This window comes from Streptomyces sp. NPDC057682 (genome assembly GCF_042799575.1).
GTDB lineage: Bacteria > Actinomycetota > Actinomycetes > Streptomycetales > Streptomycetaceae > Streptomyces.
Genome location: NZ_JBHVIN010000023.1, coordinates 118,152 through 139,049, shown reverse-complemented (window position 1 = coordinate 139,049; position 20,898 = coordinate 118,152). Strand labels below are relative to the sequence as shown.

At 72.6% G+C, this 20,898-nt stretch carries 17 protein-coding genes; 8 read left to right on the top strand and 9 right to left on the bottom strand.

Annotation, left to right across the window (positions count from 1 at the left end; all coding sequences use genetic code 11):
* Window positions 1-6: 6 nt before the first annotated feature.
* The 4 genes from ACFVDM_RS33820 (at window position 7) to ACFVDM_RS33805 (ending at window position 4,972) form a co-directional block, all read left to right on the top strand.
* Complete coding sequence (locus tag ACFVDM_RS33820) at window positions 7-1,341, top strand: ABC transporter substrate-binding protein (protein WP_383649570.1); 1,335 nt, start codon at window positions 7-9, stop codon at window positions 1,339-1,341.
* 161 nt (window positions 1,342-1,502) lie between these two features.
* Window positions 1,503-2,339 (top strand): rhamnogalacturonan acetylesterase, encoded by an 837-nt coding sequence (locus ACFVDM_RS33815; RefSeq protein WP_383649566.1) that lies wholly within the window; start codon window positions 1,503-1,505, stop codon window positions 2,337-2,339.
* A 63-nt stretch (window positions 2,340-2,402) separates the two neighbouring features.
* Window positions 2,403-3,743 carry a polysaccharide lyase family 1 protein gene (locus ACFVDM_RS33810; protein WP_383649562.1) on the top strand — a complete coding sequence of 447 codons (1,341 nt, stop codon included), beginning with the start codon at window positions 2,403-2,405 and terminating at the stop codon, window positions 3,741-3,743.
* 122 nt (window positions 3,744-3,865) lie between these two features.
* Entirely contained in the window at window positions 3,866-4,972 is a 1,107-nt protein-coding gene (locus ACFVDM_RS33805) for a pectinesterase family protein (protein WP_383649558.1), read from the top strand.
* A 67-nt stretch (window positions 4,973-5,039) separates the two neighbouring features.
* Here the strand turns inward: ACFVDM_RS33805 and ACFVDM_RS33800 are convergent, their stop codons facing one another.
* The 8 genes from ACFVDM_RS33800 to ACFVDM_RS33765 all read right to left on the bottom strand — a co-directional run bounded on the left by ACFVDM_RS33800 (window position 5,040) and on the right by ACFVDM_RS33765 (window position 13,567).
* Window positions 5,040-5,804 carry a hypothetical protein gene (locus ACFVDM_RS33800; protein ID WP_383649555.1) on the bottom strand — a complete coding sequence of 255 codons (765 nt, stop codon included), beginning with the start codon at window positions 5,802-5,804 and terminating at the stop codon, window positions 5,040-5,042.
* Window positions 5,801-6,376, bottom strand: a complete 576-nt coding sequence (locus tag ACFVDM_RS33795; RefSeq protein WP_383649551.1) for a SigE family RNA polymerase sigma factor — start codon at window positions 6,374-6,376, stop codon at window positions 5,801-5,803. The genes ACFVDM_RS33800 and ACFVDM_RS33795 overlap by 4 nt, the downstream gene beginning before the upstream one ends.
* Window positions 6,377-6,548: 172 nt before the next feature.
* The gene (locus tag ACFVDM_RS33790) at window positions 6,549-7,997 is read right to left on the bottom strand and encodes a penicillin-binding transpeptidase domain-containing protein (protein ID WP_383649547.1); all 1,449 of its coding nucleotides are present in this window, start codon (window positions 7,995-7,997) and stop codon (window positions 6,549-6,551) included.
* 95 nt (window positions 7,998-8,092) lie between these two features.
* Entirely contained in the window at window positions 8,093-8,752 is a 660-nt protein-coding gene (locus ACFVDM_RS33785) for a response regulator (RefSeq protein WP_383649544.1), read from the bottom strand.
* 19 nt (window positions 8,753-8,771) lie between these two features.
* Window positions 8,772-10,043 (bottom strand): sensor histidine kinase, encoded by a 1,272-nt coding sequence (locus tag ACFVDM_RS33780; RefSeq protein WP_383649540.1) that lies wholly within the window; start codon window positions 10,041-10,043, stop codon window positions 8,772-8,774.
* Window positions 10,040-11,056, bottom strand: a complete 1,017-nt coding sequence (locus tag ACFVDM_RS33775; protein WP_383649536.1) for a hypothetical protein — start codon at window positions 11,054-11,056, stop codon at window positions 10,040-10,042. The genes ACFVDM_RS33780 and ACFVDM_RS33775 overlap by 4 nt, the downstream gene beginning before the upstream one ends.
* A 91-nt stretch (window positions 11,057-11,147) precedes the next feature.
* The gene (locus tag ACFVDM_RS33770) at window positions 11,148-12,428 is read right to left on the bottom strand and encodes a phosphatase PAP2 family protein (RefSeq protein WP_383649704.1); all 1,281 of its coding nucleotides are present in this window, start codon (window positions 12,426-12,428) and stop codon (window positions 11,148-11,150) included.
* 365 nt (window positions 12,429-12,793) lie between these two features.
* On the bottom strand, window positions 12,794-13,567 hold the full coding sequence (locus tag ACFVDM_RS33765; RefSeq protein ID WP_383649533.1) for an IclR family transcriptional regulator: 774 nt from the start codon (window positions 13,565-13,567) through the stop codon (window positions 12,794-12,796).
* 155 nt (window positions 13,568-13,722) lie between these two features.
* Here ACFVDM_RS33765 and ACFVDM_RS33760 point away from each other — a divergent pair, with 155 nt between their 5' ends.
* Both ACFVDM_RS33760 and ACFVDM_RS33755 read left to right on the top strand, forming a co-directional pair.
* A complete protein-coding gene (locus ACFVDM_RS33760; RefSeq protein WP_383649529.1) occupies window positions 13,723-15,243 on the top strand; it encodes an aldehyde dehydrogenase (NADP(+)) in 1,521 nt (506 codons plus the stop codon).
* Window positions 15,244-15,325: 82 nt separating this feature from the next.
* The gene (locus ACFVDM_RS33755) at window positions 15,326-15,940 is read left to right on the top strand and encodes a DUF1349 domain-containing protein (protein WP_383649526.1); all 615 of its coding nucleotides are present in this window, start codon (window positions 15,326-15,328) and stop codon (window positions 15,938-15,940) included.
* A 143-nt stretch (window positions 15,941-16,083) separates the two neighbouring features.
* Here the strand turns inward: ACFVDM_RS33755 and ACFVDM_RS33750 are convergent, their stop codons facing one another.
* Window positions 16,084-17,103, bottom strand: a complete 1,020-nt coding sequence (locus ACFVDM_RS33750; protein ID WP_383649522.1) for a zinc-dependent alcohol dehydrogenase family protein — start codon at window positions 17,101-17,103, stop codon at window positions 16,084-16,086.
* 101 nt (window positions 17,104-17,204) lie between these two features.
* Here ACFVDM_RS33750 and ACFVDM_RS33745 point away from each other — a divergent pair, with 101 nt between their 5' ends.
* Window positions 17,205-18,185 carry an AraC family transcriptional regulator gene (locus ACFVDM_RS33745; RefSeq protein ID WP_383649520.1) on the top strand — a complete coding sequence of 327 codons (981 nt, stop codon included), beginning with the start codon at window positions 17,205-17,207 and terminating at the stop codon, window positions 18,183-18,185.
* A 330-nt stretch (window positions 18,186-18,515) separates the two neighbouring features.
* Window positions 18,516-20,861 (top strand): IPT/TIG domain-containing protein, encoded by a 2,346-nt coding sequence (locus ACFVDM_RS33740; RefSeq protein ID WP_383649517.1) that lies wholly within the window; start codon window positions 18,516-18,518, stop codon window positions 20,859-20,861.
* Window positions 20,862-20,898 lie beyond the last annotated feature (37 nt).

Sequence of the window (20,898 nt, the reverse complement as noted above, 5' to 3'; positions counted from 1 at the left end):
CCGATCATGAACATCTCGAAGACGCGGCGCGCGCGGGCCACGGCCGCCGTCTCGCTGGCCGCGGTGCTCGCGCTGACCGCCACCGCCTGCGGGGACGACGGCAGCGACACCGGCACCGAGGGCAGCGGCAAGGGCGAGATCACCTTCTGGGACAACAACGGTGGTCCGCGCACCGCGATCTGGAACGAGATCATCAAGGACTTCGAGAAGAAGAACCCGGACATCAAGGTCAAGTACGTCCCGATCCCGATCGCGGACGTGCAGTCCAAGTACGACACCGCCATCGCGGGCGGCGGTCTGCCGGACGTCGGCGGCGTCGGCACCGCCTACCTGGCCAACATGGTCTCCCAGGAGGCCCTGGAACCGCTCAACGCGCGGATCAAGGGCTCCTCCCTGGACGGAAAGCTCGTCGAGGGCATGGTCGCGAGCGTCAAGGACGCGGCCGGCCGGGGCGACGAGATGTACTCCGTGCCGACCTCCGCGAACAACGGCGCCCTCTGGTACCGCACCGACCTGTTCGAGGCGGCCGGCCTGGAGGCGCCCACCACCTGGGCCAACTTCTACAAGGCGGCCGAGAAGCTCACCGACTCCAAGCACAACAAGTTCGGCTACACCATCCGGGGCGGCGCCGGTTCCATCGCCCAGGCGATCGACGCCGCGTACGGCCAGTCCGGCATCACGGAGTTCTGGAACGGCGACAAGACGACGCTCAACGACCCGAAGAACGTCGCCGCGCTGGAGAAGTACGCCGCGCTGTACAAGAAGACGACGCCCGCCGCCGACGTCAACAACGACTTCACCAAGATGGTCGCCCAGTGGGACACCGGCACCATCGGGATGCTCAGCCACAACCTCGGCTCCTACCAGGACCACCTGAAGGCCCTCGGCAAGGAGAAGTTCGCCGGCATCCCCAACCCGATCGGTGACGGCGGCACCCGCGTCCAGGTCTCCAACCCCGTCGACGGGCTCGGCCTCTTCCGGTCCAGCAAGAACAAGACGGCCGCCTGGAAGTTCATCGAGTTCGCCGCCTCGCACGAGTCCAACAGCAAGTGGAACGAGTCCGCGGGCGCCATCCCGGCCAACACCGAGGCCGCCAAGGACCCGTGGATCAGCGCCGCCGAGCCGACCGAGCTGGCGGCGAAGGCCCTCACCGACGGTTCCACCAAGATCGTGCAGCTGCCGTACTACCTGCCGGACTGGAACAACATCAGCAAGGCGGACAACGAGCCGGAGTTCCAGAAGCTGCTGCTCGGCAAGGTCACGGCGAAGGCCTTCCTCGACAAGATGGCCGACGAGCTGAACAAGGCCCAGGAGGAGTGGAAGAAGATCGGCAACGGCTGATCCACTCCGTCCGACACCCCGGTGACCGGGGGCCGGCGGCGGCGGACACGTCCCGCCGCCGGCCCCCACCTCGAAAGGCCCCGCGCCCGCAAGGCCCCGGCCCCGTACCGACGTGCGCCCGCGCACGCCCCGCTACGCACCCCGAGAGAGGCAGCTTCACCGTGTCACTCACCCGCAGGCAGACCGCCGCCGCCCTGGCCGCCCTGCCCCTCGCCCTCGCCACGGCCCACGCCGTGCCCGCCGCGGCCGACGACCGGCACGGCCGCCCCCGCCCCCGTACCGTGCACATCGCGGGGGACTCCACGGCCGCCCAGAAGTACGCCGACGCCGCGCCCGAGACGGGCTGGGGCATGGCGCTGCCCTTCTTCCTGGGCCGCACCCTCACCGTCGCCAACCACGCGATGAACGGCCGCAGTTCCAAGAGCTTCATCGACGAGGGCCGGCTCGCCGCCCTGCTCGACGGGGTCCGCGCGGGCGATCTCCTCCTCGTCCAGTTCGGGCACAACGACGAGAAGACCGACGACCCGGCCCGCGGTACCGATCCGTACACCACCTTCCAGGACTGTCTGCGCCAGTACCTGGACGGGGCGCGCGCCCGGCACGCGCTGCCGGTCCTGCTCACGCCCGTCGAGCGCCGGCGCTTCGCGGCGGACGGTACGGCCAGGCCCACGCACGGCGCGTACCCGGACGCGATGCGGCAGCTGGCCGCCGAGGAGGGCGTCCCCCTGATCGACCTCCAGGCCCTCACTCTGGCCCGCTGGCAGGAACTGGGCCCGGACGCCACCGAGGGGTACTTCAACTGGCTGGAGCCCGGCCGGTCGCCCAACTACCCCGAGGGCCGGCAGGACAACACGCACTTCCAGCCCCGTGGCGCCATCGAGGTCGCGCGGCTCACCGCGCGGGCCCTGACCGCCGCCCGGGTCCTCGCCCCGCGCGACGTGCGCCGCACCGACGAGCCGGTGCCGGCCGAGTGGATCAGCTGGCCGCAGCCGGTCTGAGACACGCGCCCAACCACCCTCACTCCCGCAGCACCTCATCACCTCACGAACGAAGGAACCGTCATGCCCGCACGCATGTGTCATGCTCGCGCCATAGCCCTGGTGATGGGCAGCGCCTCCCTGGCGCTCGCCCTGACCGTCCCCGCCCAGGCCGCCCCGAACGGCGGCGGCGCGCACCACCGGGGCATCGAGCGCGCCGTCCTCCCGCAGGGCGACGGCTGGGCGTCCGCCGAGGGCTCCACCACCGGAGGCGCGGCGGCCACCCCCGACCACGTCTACACCGTGACCGACCGGGCCGAACTCATCGCCGCCTTCGAGGACGCCGGGGACGCGCCGAAGATCATCCGGATCGACGGCACCGTCCACGGCAACGCCGACGCCGCGGGTGACCCCATCGGCTGCGAGGCCTACCAGACCGACGGCTACACCCTGGACAAGTACCTCGCCGCCTACGACCCGGACACCTGGGGCCGCACGGAGGTCCCGTCCGGACCCATGGAGGACGCCCGCCTCGCCTCCGCCAAGCGCCAGAAGGACGCCGTCAACGTCTACGTACCGTCCAACACCACGATCGTCGGCGTCGGCAAGGACGCCACGGTCATCGGCGCCAGCATCCAGATCCAGAACGTCTCCAACGTCATCGTCCGCAACATCACCTTCGAGGACACCTACGACTGCTTCCCCCAGTGGGACCCCACCGACGGGGACACCGGCCACTGGAACTCCGAGTACGACAACCTCGTCGTCCACGGCTCCGACCACGTCTGGGTCGACCACAACACCTTCAGCGACGGCGACCGCCACGACGCCGACCAGCCCCGCTACTTCGACGAGCTCTACCAGCAGCACGACGGGCTCTTCGACATCGTCAAGGGCGCCGACCTCGTCACCGCGTCCTACAACGTCCTCAAGGACCACGACAAGACGATGCTGATCGGCAACAGCGACAAGGCCGGCGACACCGACCGGGGCCACCTCCGCGTCACCCTGCACCACAACCTCTTCAAGGACCTCAACGAGCGCGCCCCCCGGGTCCGCTTCGGCCAGGTCGACTCCTACAACAACCACTTCGTCGCCACCCGGGGCAGCGTCTACGGCTACTCCTACGGCATCGGGGCCGAGTCCCACCTCGTCGCGGAGCACAACGCGTTCTCCCTCAGCGGCGAGTTCGACCAGGCGAAGATCCTCAAGAAGTGGTCCGAGTCCTCGCTCACCGCCGGGGACAACTACGTCAACGGCCGCCGGACCGACCTCATCGCCGTGCACAACGCCGGAGTCCCCTCCGAGCAGCTCACCACGGGCGCCGGCTGGACCCCCACGCTGCGCACCCGCGTCGACCACCCGCTCCTCGTGCCGCTGGTCGTCGGCGTCTCGGCGGGCGCGGGCCGGATCCCCGGCGCCTGACCGCCCGTCCCTCCGGACCGGGGCCCGTCCGCCGCCCGCGCGGCACCGGACGGGCCCCGGCCCCCGCCCCCCAGTACACGCACCCCCGCCCCACCCGCGACCGCGCAAAGGATGGACCGCCCATGCCCAGCAGACGCCGTGCCCTGACCCTGTTCGCCTGCGGCGGCACCGCCCTCGCGCTCGCCGCCCCCACCGCGCACGCCCGCGCCCTCCCCGCCTCCCGCCCCTTCGGACGCCACGGCTCGCCCGCCCGCCGCCCCGACGCCGGCACGCTCTACGTCGACGCGCGCGGCCGGGGCGACCACACCACCGTCCAGGCCGCCGTGGACGCCGCGACCGGCACCGGCCGCACCCTGGTCATCGCCCCCGGCACCTACCGCGAGACCGTCGACATCCCGGCCGACCGCACCGGACTCACCCTGATCGGCGCGAGCGGCGACCCGCGCGACACCGTGATCGTCTTCGACCACGCCAACGGCACGCCCCGCCCCGACGGTTCGGGCACCTACGGCACCAGCGGCTCCGCCACCGTCACCGCCCGGCCCGCCGGACTCACCGCGTACGCGCTGACCTTCGCCAACGACTGGCTGCGCGCCGACCACCCGGACTACACCGGGACCCAGGCCGTCGCGATCAAGGTGACCGGGGACCGCTCGGCGTTCCTCCGCTGCCGCTTCCTCGGCCACCAGGACACGCTGTACGCCGACTCCGCCTCCCTCGCCGACGTCGCCCGCCAGTACTACCGCGACTGCTACGTGGAGGGGGACGTCGACTTCGTCTTCGGCCGTGCCACCGCCGTCCTGGACCGCTGCCACTTCCGCACCCTCGCCCGCACCGACCTGGCCTCCGCCCCCTACGGCTTCGTCTTCGCGCCCAGCACCGCCGGGGCCAATCCGCACGGCTTCCTCGTGCTGCGCTCCCGCGTCACCAGCACCGCCCCGGACGGCTACTTCAAACTGGCCCGCCCCTGGGTCCCCTCGTCCGACCTCACCGCGCACCCCATGCTGACCGTCCGCGACAGCGTGCTCGGCGCGGGCATCGACACCGACGCGCCCTACGGGACCATGTCGGCCGGGTTCCCCTGGCAGGACCAGCGCTTCGCCGAGTACCACAACACCGGACCCGGCGCCCGTGTCACCGTCCCCGCCAACCGCCCGCTGCTGACCGCCGCCGAGGCCCGGCTGCACACCCCGGCCGCCTGGCTGGGCGACTGGCGGCCGTTCGCCTGAGCGCGGCCGGAGCCCCGCCGGACGCCTCCGGCGGGGCTCCCGCCGCACGGGCACCGCGGCCCGGCCGTCACCGCGCGGGCGGACCGAACCCGTCGCCCACCGAGACCCGTTCGCCGGAGGCCCGGAGCGCGCGGACGGTCACGTAGTCGCCCGACGCGTCCCGCGCCCCCTCCGCGTGGTTGTACTGCCCGGCGAAGGTGTGCGTGCCCTCGGGCACGGTCCGGCCCGGCCGCAGCGCCCACCGGTAGACCAGGAAGCCCCCGTCCTCGCTCGCCGACACGGTGAAGTCGTCCTCCGGCAGCGACCGCCAGGAACCGGTGGTGTTCACCCCGCCGGTGAGCGCGATCCGCAGCTCCACGGTGAGCGAGGTCAGCGGCTCCGCCGTCCTGACCGTCACATCGCTCTGCGCCCAGTACGCGTTGCTGTGCGGATCGACGACCGCGTCCGTCCACAGGGGCCCGTCCTCGGTGCGCAGCGATCCCGGCCCGGGGGGCCGGGCGGCGTCGGGAGCGGGGGAGGAGGCGGCGGGGGACGGTGCGGGGGAGGACCGTGCCTGGGAGGACGCCGGGGGCGCCGCCACCCGCTTCCCGCTCCCGCCGTCCCCGTCGGCCGGGGCGACGACGAACGCCCCGAAGGCCAGTACCCCGCAGACCGCGGCCGTCGCCCCGGCGACCCGCAGCCACGGTGTCGCACGGCGCGGCGGGCGCACCGCACGGGACGGCCGGCGCGCCTCCTCCATCCCGCGCCCGACCCGGGCCAGCATCCGCTCGCGGTCCGGGTGGTGCGCCTCGGCGGCCTCCCGCAGCCGGCCGGAAAGCTCCTCGTCGTTCACCGCTCTCCTCTGCTGCGCTGCGCCGCGACCGCCACCTCGACCTGGGCCGCGCCCGTGTCCGGACCCAGCAGCCGCTGGAGTTCCGCGACGGCCCGCGAGGTCTGGCTCTTCACCGTACCGACCGAGATCCCGAGCACCAGCGAGGTGTCCCGCTCCGAGAGGTCGAAGGCGTGCCGCAGCACCACGCACGCCCGCTTGCGGAACGGCAGCCGGCGCAGCGCGCCCTGCACGTCCACGACCGCCGACACGTCGGGCCCCTCGGCCGCGTCCCCGTCCCCGCCGTTGCGCGGCCCCCAGAACAGGGCGATGCGGCGCCGCTCGCGCACCGCGCTGCGGATCCGGGTGCGCGCCAGATTGGCGACGACCCCGCGCGCGTACGCCACCGGATGGTCGGCCTCCCTGACCCGGTCCCAGCGGTGCCAGAGCGCCAGCAGCGCATCGGCCGCCAGATCGTCCGCCGCGTCCGCCTCGCCGGTCAGCAGATGGGCCAGCCGGGCCAGTTCGGCGTAATGGGCCTCGAAGAACGCGTGGAACTCGGCGGCGGCATCGGTGCGCTCCACGGACGTGCCCACGGCTCCCTCTCCTTGCGCTCGGATCCCCGTGCCCGCGCGATGCGGTTGTGTACGTTCACAGTCCCGTTCCGGCGGGTGTGCGGGGCGAGAGCGTACCAGCGAGGCCCGGAAGCGCTTCGACGCGGGTACGCCTCCGGGAGCCGTACCCGCGCCGGGTCCGTCCGCACCCGCCCTACCGCCGGAGCGCGGCCTCCATCATCGCGCGGGCGACCGGGGCGGCCAGCCCGTTGCCGCTGACCTCGGAGGCGGCGGCGCCGGAGTCCTCCACGACCACCGCGACGGCGACCTCCCGGCCCGAGGAGTCCTTCGCGTACGAGGTGAACCAGGCGTACGGAGTGTTGCTGTTGCCCACCCCGTTCTCCGCCGTGCCCGTCTTGCCGCCGACCTCGGCCCCCGCGATCCGGGCGTTGGTGCCGGTGCCCTCCTCCACGACGGTCACCATCGCACTGCGCAACTGCCGTGCCGTGGACGCGGAGACGATCCGCTCGGTGTCGCCGTCGGCGAAGTCCTCCAGTGTGCGGCCGTCGGAGTCCGTGACCTTGGAGACCATGTGCGGCGCGGCCAGCTCGCCGCCGTTGGCCAGGGCCGCCGAGACCATGGCCATCTGGAGCGGCGTCGCGGTGACCTCGAACTGGCCGATGCCGCTGAGCGCCGTCTGCGCCTTGTCCATCCCGGTCGGGTAGACGCTCTCCCACGCCCGCACGGGCACGTCGAGCTTCTCGTCGTTGAAGCCGAACTTCTCCGCCATCGCGCGCACCTTGTCCTGGCCGAGATCGGCGGCGGCCTTGCCGAAGACGTTGTTGCAGGAGTACCGCAGCGCCACCCGCAGGCTGGCGTTCTCGCAGGGCGCGCTGGCGCTCTCGTTGGGCAGCGGGGTGCTGGTCCCCGGCAGGGTGTACGGGCTGGGGCTCTTCGTCGGCACGTCCACCGAGGCGTACAGCCCGTCCTCCAGTGCGGCGGCCGCCACCACCAGTTTGAACGTCGACCCCGGTGCGAGGGGCTGCCGCAGCGCCCGGTTGGTGAGCGGCTTGTCCGGATCGGCGAGGAGCTTCTTCCAGGTGTCCCCGTCCGTCGTCCCGCTGATGCCGGAGGGGTCGTAGGACGGGGTGGAGACCATGCCCAGGATCTGCCCGCTCTTCGGATCGATCGCCACGGCCGCGCCCTTGTCGTCGCCGAGCGCCTTGTAGGCCGCCTTCTGGACATCGGGGTCGATGGTCGTGACCACGTCGCCGGGGGCGCTCCGCTTGCCGGTCAGCGTGTCCAGCGGACCGGCGAGCCCGGTGTCGGTGCCGTCGAGCACATGGCTGTAGATCCCTTCGAGCTGGGTGGAGCCGTAGGCCTGGGAGCTGTAGCCGGTGACGGCGGCGTAGAGGTCGCCGTCCTTGTAGACCCGCTTGTACGCGAGATCGCTGCCCTCCGTCCTGGCGGATCCGGTGACCGGTGAGCCGGCCACGATGATGTCACCGAGCGGCTGCGCGTACTGCGCGATCGTCTTCCGCCGGTTGTGGTCGTCGTCCGCGAGCGCCCGCGCCTGGTACGTCTGCACCCAGGTCGCCCGCACCAGGAGGGCGAGGACCAGCAGCAGCGTGAAGACGGCGGTGCGCCTGATCGTTTTGTTCATCCCGCTGGACAGACGTGCGAAACAAGGTCATCCGTTCCCCGCTGTGCCGCTTCTCACCGATTTCTCACGAGTGTGACCGCGGAGGGGAGGGCCGGTCACCCCGGAGTGATGAATCCGGTCTCGTAGGCCGCGATGACCGCCTGGGTGCGGTCCCGGGCGCCGGTCTTCGCGAGGACCCCCGCGACATGCGTCTTCGCCGTCGCCGCCCCGACCCGCAGCCGCTGCGCGATCTCCGCGTTGGTCAGCCCCCGGGCCATCAGCCGCAGCACGTCCGCCTCCCGGTCGGTGAGCCGGGCGGCCCACGGCGGCGGCGCTGTCCGGCGGTGCCCGCCGTGCGCGGCGGCCAGCCCCCGGACCGCCGCCGGGAAGAGGAGCGAGTCGCTGCGGGCGACGAGCCGCACCGCGTGCACCAGTTCCTCGGCCGCCGCCCGTTTGAGGAGGAAACCCGCGGCCCCGGCGCGCAGCGCCTCGTACACGTAGGAGTCGTTCTCGAAGGTGGTGACGACGACGATGCGCGGGGCCGGGTCGAGTGTGGCCAGGATCTGTTCGGTGGCGCGGATCCCGTCGGTCTCCGGCATGCGGACGTCCATCAGCACCACGTCGGGCCGCAGGGCGCGCACCACGGACACGGCCTCGGCACCGGTCGACGCCTCGCCCACCACCTCCAGGCCGTCCTCGGCGTCCAGGATCACGCGCAGCGCGGTGCGGACCATGTGTTCGTCGTCGGCGAGGACGATGCGGACCGGGGTGTTCATGAGGGTCTCTCCTGGTTCGTCATATGTCCTCCGGGGTGGCGGGGACGGCGGGGGTGCGCAGGGGGAGGAGCGCGGTGAGCCGCCAGCCGCCGTCGTGCTCCCCGGCCGAGGCGCTGCCGCCGAGCAGCGCTGCGCGTTCGGCGATGCCGCGCAGCCCCCGTCCGCCGCCGGGGCGGACCGCCGCGGGCCGCGCGCCCCGCGGGCTGTCCAGGACGATCTCCAGCTCCTCGTCGCGCACCGCGGTCCGCAGCCGCACCGGCCCCTCCCGGCCGCCGTGGCGCAGCGCGTTGCTCAGCCCCTCCTGGACGATCCGGTAGGCCTCCCGGGAGACCGCGGCGGGAACCCGTGAGAGCTCGCCCTCCGGGGTGTGCGCGACGGGCAGTCCGCAGTGGTCCAACAGCGTGTCCAGGGCGTCGAGCCCCGGGCCGGCCGGGCCCTCACCGCCGTCCGGGCCGTCGTCGTCCCGGCGCAGCAGCCCCAGCACCGCGTCGAGTTCGCCGACGGTCCGGCGGGTGGTCTCCTCGATGGCGGTGAGCGCGGCCCGGACGAACTCGGGGTCGCGGTCCAGGACCCGGCGGGCCGCCCCGGCCTGGAGGGTGACGGCGCTGAGCGCGTGGCCGACGGAGTCGTGCAGTTCGCGGGCGAGCCGGTTGCGCGCGGCGAGTTCGGCGGCGCGGCGCTCGGCGGCGGCCAGCCGGTCCTCGGGCGTCGGACCCAGCAGGACCGGGGCCCGTCCGGCGAGCAGCGCGCCCGCCGCCGCGGCGCAGCCGGCCAGCGCCGCGAGCATGGCGAGCGAGCAGAGCGGGGCGAGCGCGAGGACCGGGAACCGGTTCAGTTCCGGGGGCAGACCGAAGGCGGCGGAATCGCGCAGCTCCCGGGAGAACGGCAGTCCCAGGACGGCGACGGAGAACGGGACGAGCGCCAGCGTCGCGCCGCTGACCAGCGTGCCGACGCCGGTGTGCAGGGTGAACCAGGCGGCCGAACGGACCCTGGCCTGCCGGGTCCCCGCCGTCCCCTCGGCGAGCTGGACCCCGGGCGGCAGTCCGCACAGGGCGCGGGCGGCGGCCACCGACAGCGGCCGGGTGAGCGGCAGCAGCCCGCTCACGGCGGCCATCGGCAGCGCGCAGACGTACGAGAGCAGCTGGGTGGTGAGGGAGGTGAAGCCGTTGGCGTCCGGCCGGAACAGTCCGACGACCACCGTGCCGACCAGGTAGTACGGCATCAGCAGGGCGCCGCCGATGATCAGGTGCAGCCAGCGCCGGCGGGCGCGCCGGCCGAGCAGGAGTCTCACCCGCGGGGCTCCCGAGGCCGCACGGCGTGGGAGCGTTCCGCGAGGAAGTGGGCACCCGCCGTCATCACCATCGCCCCCACCAGCATCTGGACAGCGTAGATCAACACCATGACGGAGGTGGGGCGTTCGGCCGCGTTGTCCTGGGGGAGCAGGGCGGCGAGGCTCATCCAGCCGCCCCAGCAGGCCGTGGCTCCCGAACCGCCCCAGGCCAGGGCGAGCGGCACCCGCAGCGGCAGTTCCGTACGCCGGAAGGCCAGCAGCAGCACCCCGGCCGCGGTGGCGGCCACGAAGAGGGCGTAGACCGCTTCCAGTACATAGAAGCCGCTGTCGCGCTGGGCGGTACGGGCCTCGCTGAGTCCGGCGGACGCGCCGGCGGCCCAGAGCAGATGGGTGGCGGCGGGGGCGAGGGCGATGAGCGAGGCGACGACGGCGGCGGCGCGCAGCGCGGGCGTCGTGGGCGTGCCGGGCACATCGCGCAGGGTGCCCCGCCAGAGGTGGCCCCAGCGGTCGCGGGCGTACAGGGCGAAGAGGGTGCCCAGGGCGAGTCCCTGGAGGATGAAGCCGCCGTAGACGACGCCGAAGACCCATTCGCGCAGGAACGGGCGGCCGGACTCGTCCTGGACGACCTGCCCGCCCAGCGCCCGGACCAGCAGTTGCAGCGGATAGCCGGTCATGATCGGCAGCAGCAGCCCGGTCGCCACCCACATCGGCAGGGCGAGCAGCCAGGCGGGCACCCGCATCCCCCACGGCCGGGTCAGCAGCAGCGCGAGGACGACGACGGCGCTGTCCATCACGACGGAGCCCGCGTTGCCGATGACGAGCGCGGTGGTGTGGTCGAGGAGTTCGCTGCCGTCGGGGATGCCGACGCGACTGCCGCAGATCCACGCGGTCTTGAGCGCCAGGTACGGGACGCAGGCGACGATCGCGACGGTGCGCAGGACGAGGCGCGTGCGGTCGGTGGCGGGCGGGGCGGAGGCCGCCGCGGGCGCGGGGGCGGTGGAGGTCCGTGTCATGCCGTCCAGGCTTCCGCGCGGGCGGCCGGGGCACCTCCTGCCCCGTGACGATCCGTCTCCGCCGCGTGGCGGAGACGGATCGCGGCCGGTGTCAGACCAGTTCGGGCCGCAGCTCCGGCTGCGGTGCCACGGCGGGCTTCGGGTCCCACTGCCGGACGGTGCGCACGTACAGCGAGATCACCGAGACGAGCGCCAGGACGAGCAACGGGCCGAACACCCACGGGTGGGCGGCGAACTGCGTCGACAGATAGCGGGCGGCCACCAGGATCGCGGTGAACACCACCGTGCCGTGGACGACGAGCAGGGTCGCGGACCGGTCCCAGCCGCGCTCCAGGGCGCGCAGCGCCGTCTCGATGGTGAGGGTGAAGATCACCCCGGTGATGATGTCGATGCCGTAGTGGTAGCCGAAGCCGAGCGTCGCGGCGAGCGTGGCGAGCAGCCAGAACGTCCCCCCGTACCGCAGCACGCGCGGACCCCTGCGGGAGTGGATGAAGATCGTGGTGGCCCAGGCCGTGTGCAGACTGGGCATGCAGTTGCGCGGGGTGATCTCGTCGAACGGCATGTGCTCAGGGCCGACGCTCGGCGGCATCACGTCCGGCCAGATGTCGGCCACGGCCCAGTGGCCGCCGTCGGCGCCGAAGGCGAAGATCGGCCCGACGACCGGATAGATCATGTAGATGGCCGGCCCCAGGAGCCCGATCACCAGGAAGGTGCGCACCAGGTGGTGCGGCGGGAAGCGGCGGTCGACGGCCACCCTGCGCAGCTGGTAGACGGCGACGACGACGGCGGCCACGGCGAGCTGGGTGTAGACGGAGTCGAGGAAGACCTCGCCGACGTGGCCCGTGGACCGCACCATGCGGCCGACCAGCCAGGAGGGGTTGCCCAGCGCGTGGTCGGCGGTCGCCACGTACTGGTCGAGCACCTGCGGCCGGGTCTTGGAGGTGATGAGCAGCCAGGCGTCACCGGTCTTGCGTCCGGTCACCAGCAGCAGCCCGAGCCCCACGCCCTTCAGCAGCAGGAGGCGTTCGGAACCGGTACGCCGGGTGACGGCGAAGACCGCGGTGCCGAGGATCACCCACAGCGCGCCGCTGCCGAAGGGGTGCCCCTGGGTGACCGGGGCGTCCGCGATCCAGCGGATCAGCAGGATGAGGAGGTCGACGCCGATCGCCGCCCCGAGGGCGAAGGCCCGCTGGCGCCAGGTGAGCACCACCATCATCAGCCCCATGCTGCCGTACAGCAGGAACCCGGAGACGGGCGGGAGCACCACCTCGCGCGCCTGGTTGACGAGGGGGCCCGGTACTCCGTAGTGGCGTGCGGCGAACTCCAGGGCGACCAGGAAGCCGAGACCCACCACCCCCACCGCGGCCCACAGTGCCGTCCGGGGGCTGCGCCCCGTGCCGGGCTCGTCGCCGTCGGTTATTCGGGAGGACGCCCGTATTCGGGAGAGCACCCGCGATGCGTTAGGTATCAAGAGTCTGGCCGTTTTGTCAGGTGACGGGGGAGTACGTCACGAGGTGGGTCACTCGGCGCGCCGGGCAGCACGGTTCATCCGGTGGAGGGGTGAACGATGAGGTCAATCGTCATGAATTCGAGCATGTTATCGGAGGGGTGTGCGAGGCCCTCGAAGGTCATGCCGAAAACGCGGCGGACCGGAGGGGTCCGCCGCGTGGGGGAGACGGCCGGGGCCGTCGTGCGCAGGCGGGGGGAGGCGGGGCCGTCGTGCGCAGGCGGGGGCGGTCAGAGCCGCCGGGTGGCCAGGGTGAGCCGGTCGCGGGCGTCGAACAGGGCGTCCTTCACCATCTGCTCGTGCGCCGGGGTCAGCCGGGCGACCGGCACCGAGCAGCTGATGGCGTCCCGGGCCGGGGTGCGGTACGGCACGGCGACGCCGAAGCAGCGCAGCCCCAGCGTGTTCTCCTCGCGGTCCACGGCGTAGCCCTGTTCGCGGATGACGTGCAGCTCCTCGATGAGCTTCTCGCGGTCGGTCAGGGTGTGCTCGGTCAGCGCCGGAAGCGTCTCGGGCAGCATCTTGCGGACCTGCTCGTCGCTGTGGGTGGCCAGCAGCGCCTTGCCCAGCGAGGTCGAGTGCGCGGGGAGCCGGCGGCCGACGCGGGTGAACGGACGCAGATAGTGCTGGGACTGGCGGGTGGCGAGGTAGACGACGTTCGTCCCGTCGAGCCGGGCGAGGTGGATGGTCTCCGTGGTGTCGTCGGAGAGCCGGTCCAGGGTGGGGCGCGCGGCGGCGACCACCTCGTCGCCGTCGATGTAGGAGGTGCCGACCAGCAGCGCGCGCACACCGATCCCGTACCGCGTCCCCGTCGCGTCCGTCTCCACCCAGCCCAGCTCCACCAGGGTGCGCAGCAGCATGTAGAGGCTCGACTTGGGGTAACCGACGGCCTCCTGGACCGCGGCGAGCGAGTGCATGCCCGGCCGCCCGGCGAAGTACTCCAGCAGCTCCACCGTCCGTACCGCGGACTTGACCTGTGCCCCACCACCGGACTCGGCAACCGACATCGTCCTACGCCCCTTCCAGCCCACCTACAGAACCCAGCGACTTCTTGCCAACACCGAACGCCCGGAAATAGAGTCGCTTCATATTCACGATCAGGAACTATGTTCAGAATACCGAACAACTTCTGATGTGTGGCAGCGGAGCGGAAGGAAACACGGTGGCAGCAGCACCAGTCTGGAGCGTCGACCCCCGCACCGGGAACCCGCGTGAGCAGGTTGCCGTGGAGGCTACAGCGGAGGAGGTCGACCGCGCGGTCCGGGCCGCCCACGCCGTACGCGACGCGCTCGCCGACCGCACCGTACGCGCCGAGTTCCTGCGCACCGCGGCCGATCTGCTCGCCGAGGCCGGCGACCACGTCATCGAGGCCGCCGACGCCGAGACCGCCCTCGGCCCCGCCCGGCTGACCGGCGAACTCGCCCGCACCGCCGCCCAGCTGCGCGCCTTCGCGGAGGTCGTCGAGGAGGGCGCGTACCTCGACATCCACATCGACCACGCGGACCCCTCCCGCACCCCGCCCTGGCCCGACCTGCGCCGCTACAAGATCCCGCTCGGCGTGGTCGCCGTCTACGCGGCCAGTAACTTCCCGCTCGCCTTCTCCGTCCCCGGCGGCGACACCGCCAGCGCCCTCGCGGCCGGCTGCCCCGTCGTCGTCAAGGCGCACCCGGACCACCCCGCGACCTCCGAACTCTGCGTCTCGGTCCTGCGCCGGGCCGCCGCGCGCACCGGTCTGCCCGAGGACGTCGTCGCGCTGGTCCACGGCTTCGAGGCCGGCGTCGAACTGGTCCGCCACCCGCTCGTCTCCGCCGCCGGCTTCACCGGCTCGGTCCGCGGCGGCCGCGCCCTGTTCGACGCGGCGGCCGCGCGTCCGGTCCCCATCCCCTTCCACGGCGAGCTGGGCTCCCTCAACCCCGTCGTCGTCACCGAGGCCGCCGCCGCCGAGCGCGCCGAGCAGATCGGCGCCGGGCTCGCCGGCTCGATGACCATGGGCGCGGGCCAGTTCTGCACCAAGCCCGGATTCGTCCTCGTCCCCGAGGGCGAGGCCGGCGACCAGCTCCTGAAGGCACTCACGAGCGCCGTCAGCGACACCGAGGCCGGAGTCCTCCTCGACCACCGCATGCGCGAGGCCTTCCTCGCAGGCGTCACCGAACGGTCCGCCCTGCCCGAGGTCGACGCCCCCGTCACCCCCGGCGCCGGCGGCGAGCACACCGTCGCGGCCGGATTCCTCACCGTCCCCGCCCGGCTGCTCATCGCCGAGGGCCCGCACGACGCGCTCCTGGAGGAGTGCTTCGGCCCGGTCACCGTCGTCGCCCGCTACGCCTCCACCGACGAGATCACCACCGTCCTCTCCCGGCTCCCCGGCAACCTCACCGCCACCCTCCAGATCGCCGACGCCGAGGCCGACGGCACCGCCGCCCCCCTTCTCGCGGCGCTCACCCCCCTCGCCGGCCGCGTCCTGGTCAACGGCTGGCCCACCGGCGTCGCCGTCGCCCCCGCCCAGCACCACGGCGGCCCCTACCCCGCCACCACCTCGACCTCCACCTCGGTCGGCGCCACCGCCATCGAACGCTGGCTGCGCCCGGTCAGCTACCAGACCACCCCCGAGGCCCTGCTCCCGCCCGAGTTGCGCGAGGACAACCCGCTGCACCTGCCCCGCCGTGTGGACGGACGCCCCGCATGACGACCTCCGGCCTCCCGCTCCCGCCCGGGCCGCGCGGGGGGCGACCGCTGCACCTGCCCCCTCGCCTGAACGGACACTCCGTATGACCGCCCCCGACCTCCCCGAACTCCCCTTCGCTCTGGAGCCGTTCGGCCCGGCCGCCGACTGGACCTACGAGGACGGCGTCCTCACCACCCGGGCCGGCGCCCGCCAGGACCGCTTCGTCCCGCCGGGCGGGGACGGGCTGGAGTCGGTGAGCGACGCGCCGCGGCTCCTGGGCGCCGCGCCCGAGGGCGACTTCCAGCTGATCGCCAGGGTGCGGGTCGGCTTCGCCGCCGCCTTCGACGCGGGTGTCCTCTACCTCCACGTCGGCGACCGGGAGTGGGCCAAGATCTGCCTGGAGCTCTCCCCGGACCGCCCCACCATCTGCACGGTGGTGACGCGCGGCCAGTCGGACGACGTCAACTCCTTCGTCGTGGACGGCGACACGTACTGGCTCCGCCTGAGCCGCACCGGCAACGCCTTCGCGTACCACGCCTCCCCGGACGGCGAGAAGTGGACCTTCGTCCGCGTCTTCGCCCTCGGCACCCCGGAGCGGACGGCCGCAGCCTCCATCGGCTTCCTCGCCCAGTCACCCACGGGCGAGGGCTGCGCCGTCGCGTTCGACCGGATCGCGTTCCGCGCGACGGGGGTGGCGGACCTGCGGGACGGGAGCTGAGGGAGGACACCGTCCCGGTCACCGCCCGACCCGGTCACCGTTCCGCCCCGGGCATCGGAGGTCGCCCGTCGGGGACGGGCACCGGCTGTCGGCCGTGGGGGCCGCCACGGCCGGCAGCCCGCCGGAACGGCCGCTTCCGCCCGTCAGTGGGCGACGGTGACCACGATCTTCCCGGTGTGGGTGTTGGACTCCATCAGCCGGTGGGCGTCCGGCATGCGCTCCAGCCCCTCGAAGACGGCCGCGATCACGGGGTCGAGCGCGCCGGCCCGCAGCCCGGAGGCGATGAAGGCGGCGGCGCGTCCGCGCGCGACGGGATCGCCGGAGAGTTCGAGGTTGCTGTAACCGATGACGGTGAGCGGCCAGTTCATCGGCATCACCGTGGGCCGCCCGTCCAGCCAGCCGTAAATGATCAGGGTCCCGCCGGGGGCGACCGCCTCGCCCAGCCGGGCGAAGTCCGGCCCGCCGACCGCGTCGAGGACGACGGCGGCCCCGCGTCCGCCGGTGATCCGGGCGATCTCCTTCACCACGTCCTCGTCGTCGGTGGTGACGACGTGCGCGGCACCCGCGTCGAGCAGCCCCCGCTTCTTCGCCGCGCCACGGGTGGTGGCGATGGGCACGGCCCCGATCAGCCGGGCCACCTGGAGGGCGGCCGTGCCGACGCCGCTGGACGCCCCGGTGATCAGGACATGGTCGCCGGGCCGCAGCCCGCCCTTCTCCAGCAGAGCGCCGTACGCGGTGGCGTACGTGGTCCAGGCCGCGGCGGCCCGCACCGCGTCGACGCCCTCGGGCACGGGGATCACCTGCGAAGCCGGGACGACGACGCGCTCGGCGTACAGCCCGTGCCCGCTCAACTCCCCGGCCGGGGTGGCGATCACCAAGTCCCCGACCGCGAAACCGCCGACCCCGGCGCCGACCGCCTCGACGGTGCCCGCGGCCTCGTAACCGTTGCGGGAGGCGGGGAGCGCCGGCCGGTAGAAGTACGTTCCGGCGCGGAAGAGTGCCTCGGCCCGGTTCAGACCGAGGGCCTCCACCCGGATCAGGACCTCGCCGGGCCCGGGGGCGGGAAGCGGCACCTCCTCGACGGTGAGGACATCGGGCTCACCGGTGGAGTGGAAGAGAACGGCGCGGGTGGTGGCGGGAGTTGATATCTGGTCCTTCGTCATGCGCACCACCGTAGGAACGCGGGACGAGACGATCCATGTCCTGGAATCCCCGTTCCATGTCCGATCGTGCTCCCCGGGCCCCGACTGGATACGCTCCCGCCATGGATGTCCTGAGTGACGTGATCACGGCGATGCGGGCGGGCCGTCCGCACTCCTCGCGCCGCCTCAAGCGCGCCCCCTGGGGCATGCGGTTCCCGGCTTCCGAGGGAGCCGGGTTCCATGTGGTGCTGGAGGGAACGGCGTGGCTGATCCCGCCCGGGGACGACGCCGCGCCCGTCCGCCTCGGCGTCGGCGACGTGGTCTTCCTCGCCCACGGCCGCGGCCACGCCCTGGCCGACGCCCCGGGCACCCCGCTGGAGGACGTGGTCCCCGGCCCGGACGGCACCTGGCCGACCCCGGCCGACGAGCCGCCCACGGACCCGGACGCCCCGACCACCCGACTCCTCTGCGGCGCCTACCAGTTGAACCGCTCCCGCGCGCACCCCCTGCTCACCCACCTCCCCGACGCGGTCCATCTCCCCGCCCGCCTCGGCGCCCACCCGGCCCTGCGCTCCGCCATCGACCTTCTCGGCGCCGAACTCCGCACCCCGCAGCCCGGCTCCGACGCCATCGTCCCCGCCCTCCTCGACACCCTCCTCCTCTACATCCTGCGCGCCTGGTGGCTGGAGGACAGCCACGCCCCGAGCCGCCCCGGCGAGGCCACCGGGGCGGGCGCCCCTGCCACCGGCCCCGGCGAGGCCACCGGCTGGGCGGCCGCTCTCGCCGACCCGCCCGTCTCCACCGCCCTCGACGCCCTCCACGCCGACCCCGCCCACCCCTGGACCGTCGAGGAACTCGGCACCCTCGCCGGCCTCTCCCGCGCCGCCTTCTCCCGCCGCTTCACCACCCTCCTCGGCCAGCCGCCCCTCACCTACCTCACCTGGTGGCGCATGACCACCGCCGGCCACCTCCTCCGCACCGACGACGCCCCCCTCCGCGTCATCGCCCAACGCACCGGCTACACCTCCGAGTTCGCCTTCGCCAAGGCCTTCAAGCGCGAGTTCGGCGTGGCGCCGGGACGGTATCGGGGCGGGGTGGGGTGAGGGAGCGGGGCGGGGCGCCGCCAGGGCGGTACGTGTATCGGCCATCTTCGGGGTGTGAGGAACCACAGGGCGGCAGGCATGTGATTCCCGATGAAACCGGCACGGAAGTGAACGTGCATATATCTATCCTGCCTACTCCGCGTGACCGACTGATACACGCTGGGCTACCCGCTCCTGTCTGACGTGGCCTGAACAAACCTCGTGACCGAACGAGATGCTCCCTTCTCCCGTGCGAGGCCGCGCCTGTGAGTAGCTTGTGACCGCCTGCGAGGAAACTGCGGGTGTTCATGGGGCTTTCGTGACTCATGTGGGGGCTCCGGGGAGGGCGCAGTGCGTAAGCACGGAGAGCGGTTCGGCATGCGTGGGTCCGGGCGTTGGCGAACGCTGACGGTCGGCGCGCTGCCTCTGGCCCTGTCGGCCGGGACGATTTCCGCGGACAATTCTCCGGGTGCGCCGTCGTCGACTCCCGCCGCCGACGCCTCGGCCCCGGCAATCGCGCCCCTTCCGTCACCGGGCACGACCAAGGGAGAGGCGCCGACGGCACAGGTCGGGAAGCCCGGTCCCTCACCGGCGGCCACAGCCGCAGCGGACGCCACGACGACGAACAACGCCAGCTACGCGTACGACGCGACCGGCCGTCTGGTCGGAGTGAGCGACCCGGATGGTGAAACGGCGCGCTACCGCTACGACGAAGCGGGCAACCGCCTCGGCGTCGACCGCTTCCCCTCCAGCACGCTTTCCGTCCTCTCCCTGGTCCCCGTGCGCGCCCAGACCGGCCGGACCGTGACCCTGTCGGGCACCGGCTTCGCCACGGCCGCCGCCTCCAACACCGTGAAGTTCGGCTCCGCGCAGGCCGACGTGATGACCGCTTCCGCGACCCGGCTGGAGGTCAAGGTCCCTGTCGGGGCGGCCACGGGCAAGGTCACGGTGACCGTGGGCGGTGTGACCGCGTCGTCGCCCGAGACCTTTACATCTGCGTCGTCGGGGCCTGTTCTCACCGCCATGACGCCGACGAGTGGCCTGGCGGGGACCCAGGTGACTTTGACCGGGTCGGAGTTCGCCCCCAGCGTGACGGACAACGTGGTGAGGTTCGCAGGTGGCTCTCTCGCGGAAGTGACGGCCCGAACCGACACGGCTCTGACCGTTCTCGTTCCGCCTGGTGCTGTCTCCGGGCCGGTGGTGGTTTCCACGCCCGACGGTTCAGCGTCGTCGACCACCTTCAGTATGCTCTCCGGTGGCGCCTCCGAGTTCGAGACCACGGTCACGACCTCAGTGACCGACGAGACGCCTCCGACGGTGGCCGTGACGACGCCCGGCAACAAGGCGAGGGTCCTTTTCGACGGAGACGCCGGGCAGGACATCAGCGTCGGCGTGTCCGGTTCCACGTTCAACAGCACCGTGAGCCTGCGTCTCACCGATCCGCAGGGGGCACAGGTCGGTACGGCTTCTGTGCCCGCGAGCGGCGGGGACTGGGACGTGCCGAACCTGCCGGTCGGTGGGCGCTACTCGCTCGATGTGGAGCCGGGCACGAACAACATCGGAGCCGCGACCATCACGGTTTCGACCACCACCGGCGGTCCCCTCGACTTCACCGCCCCCACACTGCAGACCGCGATCACTCGCCCGGGGCAGGACGGGCGATGGTCCTTCAACGGTGTGATGGGCCAGTCGCTGAGCGTAGGGATCGGATCGTCGGGCTTCACCAAGACGCTGGCGGCGCGTCTCTACGGCCCCGACGGCAAGCGCATCACCTCGGCGGACACCAATGTCCCGGCCGGGTCCACCGGTTCCATCGATCTTGACACCCTGACAGAGTCGGGTACGTACGTGCTGGTCGTGGACCCGGATTCCGGTGGTACCGGAACTGTCAGCGTCACTCTGTCCAGCTTCGCTCAACTCCCGGCGCTCGATCCCACCGCGCCCGGCGCCGATCTCGCCATCACCTGGCAGGGCCAGAACGGCCGAGCAGAGTTCGGGGCAGTGGGTGGCCAGCGCTTCCAACTCTGGTTGCAGTCAAAGGGATTCACATCCTTTGTGAGTGTCGACATCTACGCGCCTGACGGATCGTCGCTGGCCGACTTCACCCTTCCTGTCGGAGCAGGCAAGGAATGGGACAGCCCCGTTCTGCCTGCCACTGGCATGTACACCATCGTCTTCTCACTCGACAAAGCGGCTACAGGAACACTGGGAATAACGCTCTCGCGATCGCTCGGGGTGGCCCAACTGTCACCGGCCGGGGACTCTGTCCTCGTCGAACTCAGCCGTGCGGCGCAGAACGCGGAGTCGGTGTTCCAGGGGCAGATCGGGGACCACCTGTCTTTGGGCGTCACCGAGAACACCTTCATGAAGACGGTCTATCTGTCCGTGACGGCACCCTCGGGGAAGACCGTCGTCGACCAGCAGTTCATAGCCGCAGGCTCTCCGGCCAGAGTGGTGATGCCGGCTCTGACGGAGTCGGGCACCTACTCCCTGGTGGTCAATCCGGCTCAAGGGGCGACAGGATCGCTACGCGTCACCCTGTCCGCCGACGTACAGGTGCCGCTGTCCCCGGATGGGGCGACTGCGCCTGTTGCGGTTGAACGTGCTGGGCAACAGGCCACGGGGTCGTTGGCGGGCCCCGGCCGGGCCCCCCCGGGGGGGGGGGGGTGGGGGGCCCACAACACCTACAACCAATGAGTGTTCCGGGTTGGGGCAAACCACCCAAACCCACTGG

Excerpts from the sequence above, each read along its gene's own strand:
- ACFVDM_RS33820 (WP_383649570.1), top strand. The coding sequence starts at position 7 with ATGAACATCTCGAAGACGCGGCGCGCGCGGGCCACGGCCGCCGTCTCG.
- ACFVDM_RS33810 (WP_383649562.1), top strand. The coding sequence starts at position 2,403 with ATGCCCGCACGCATGTGTCATGCTCGCGCCATAGCCCTGGTGATGGGC.
- ACFVDM_RS33805 (WP_383649558.1), top strand. The coding sequence starts at position 3,866 with ATGCCCAGCAGACGCCGTGCCCTGACCCTGTTCGCCTGCGGCGGCACC.
- ACFVDM_RS33790 (WP_383649547.1), bottom strand. The coding sequence starts at position 7,997 with ATGAACAAAACGATCAGGCGCACCGCCGTCTTCACGCTGCTGCTGGTC.
- ACFVDM_RS33785 (WP_383649544.1), bottom strand. The coding sequence starts at position 8,752 with ATGAACACCCCGGTCCGCATCGTCCTCGCCGACGACGAACACATGGTC.
- ACFVDM_RS33775 (WP_383649536.1), bottom strand. The coding sequence starts at position 11,056 with ATGACACGGACCTCCACCGCCCCCGCGCCCGCGGCGGCCTCCGCCCCG.
- ACFVDM_RS33765 (WP_383649533.1), bottom strand. The coding sequence starts at position 13,567 with ATGTCGGTTGCCGAGTCCGGTGGTGGGGCACAGGTCAAGTCCGCGGTA.
- ACFVDM_RS33755 (WP_383649526.1), top strand. The coding sequence starts at position 15,326 with ATGACCGCCCCCGACCTCCCCGAACTCCCCTTCGCTCTGGAGCCGTTC.
- ACFVDM_RS33750 (WP_383649522.1), bottom strand. The coding sequence starts at position 17,103 with ATGACGAAGGACCAGATATCAACTCCCGCCACCACCCGCGCCGTTCTC.
- ACFVDM_RS33745 (WP_383649520.1), top strand. The coding sequence starts at position 17,205 with ATGGATGTCCTGAGTGACGTGATCACGGCGATGCGGGCGGGCCGTCCG.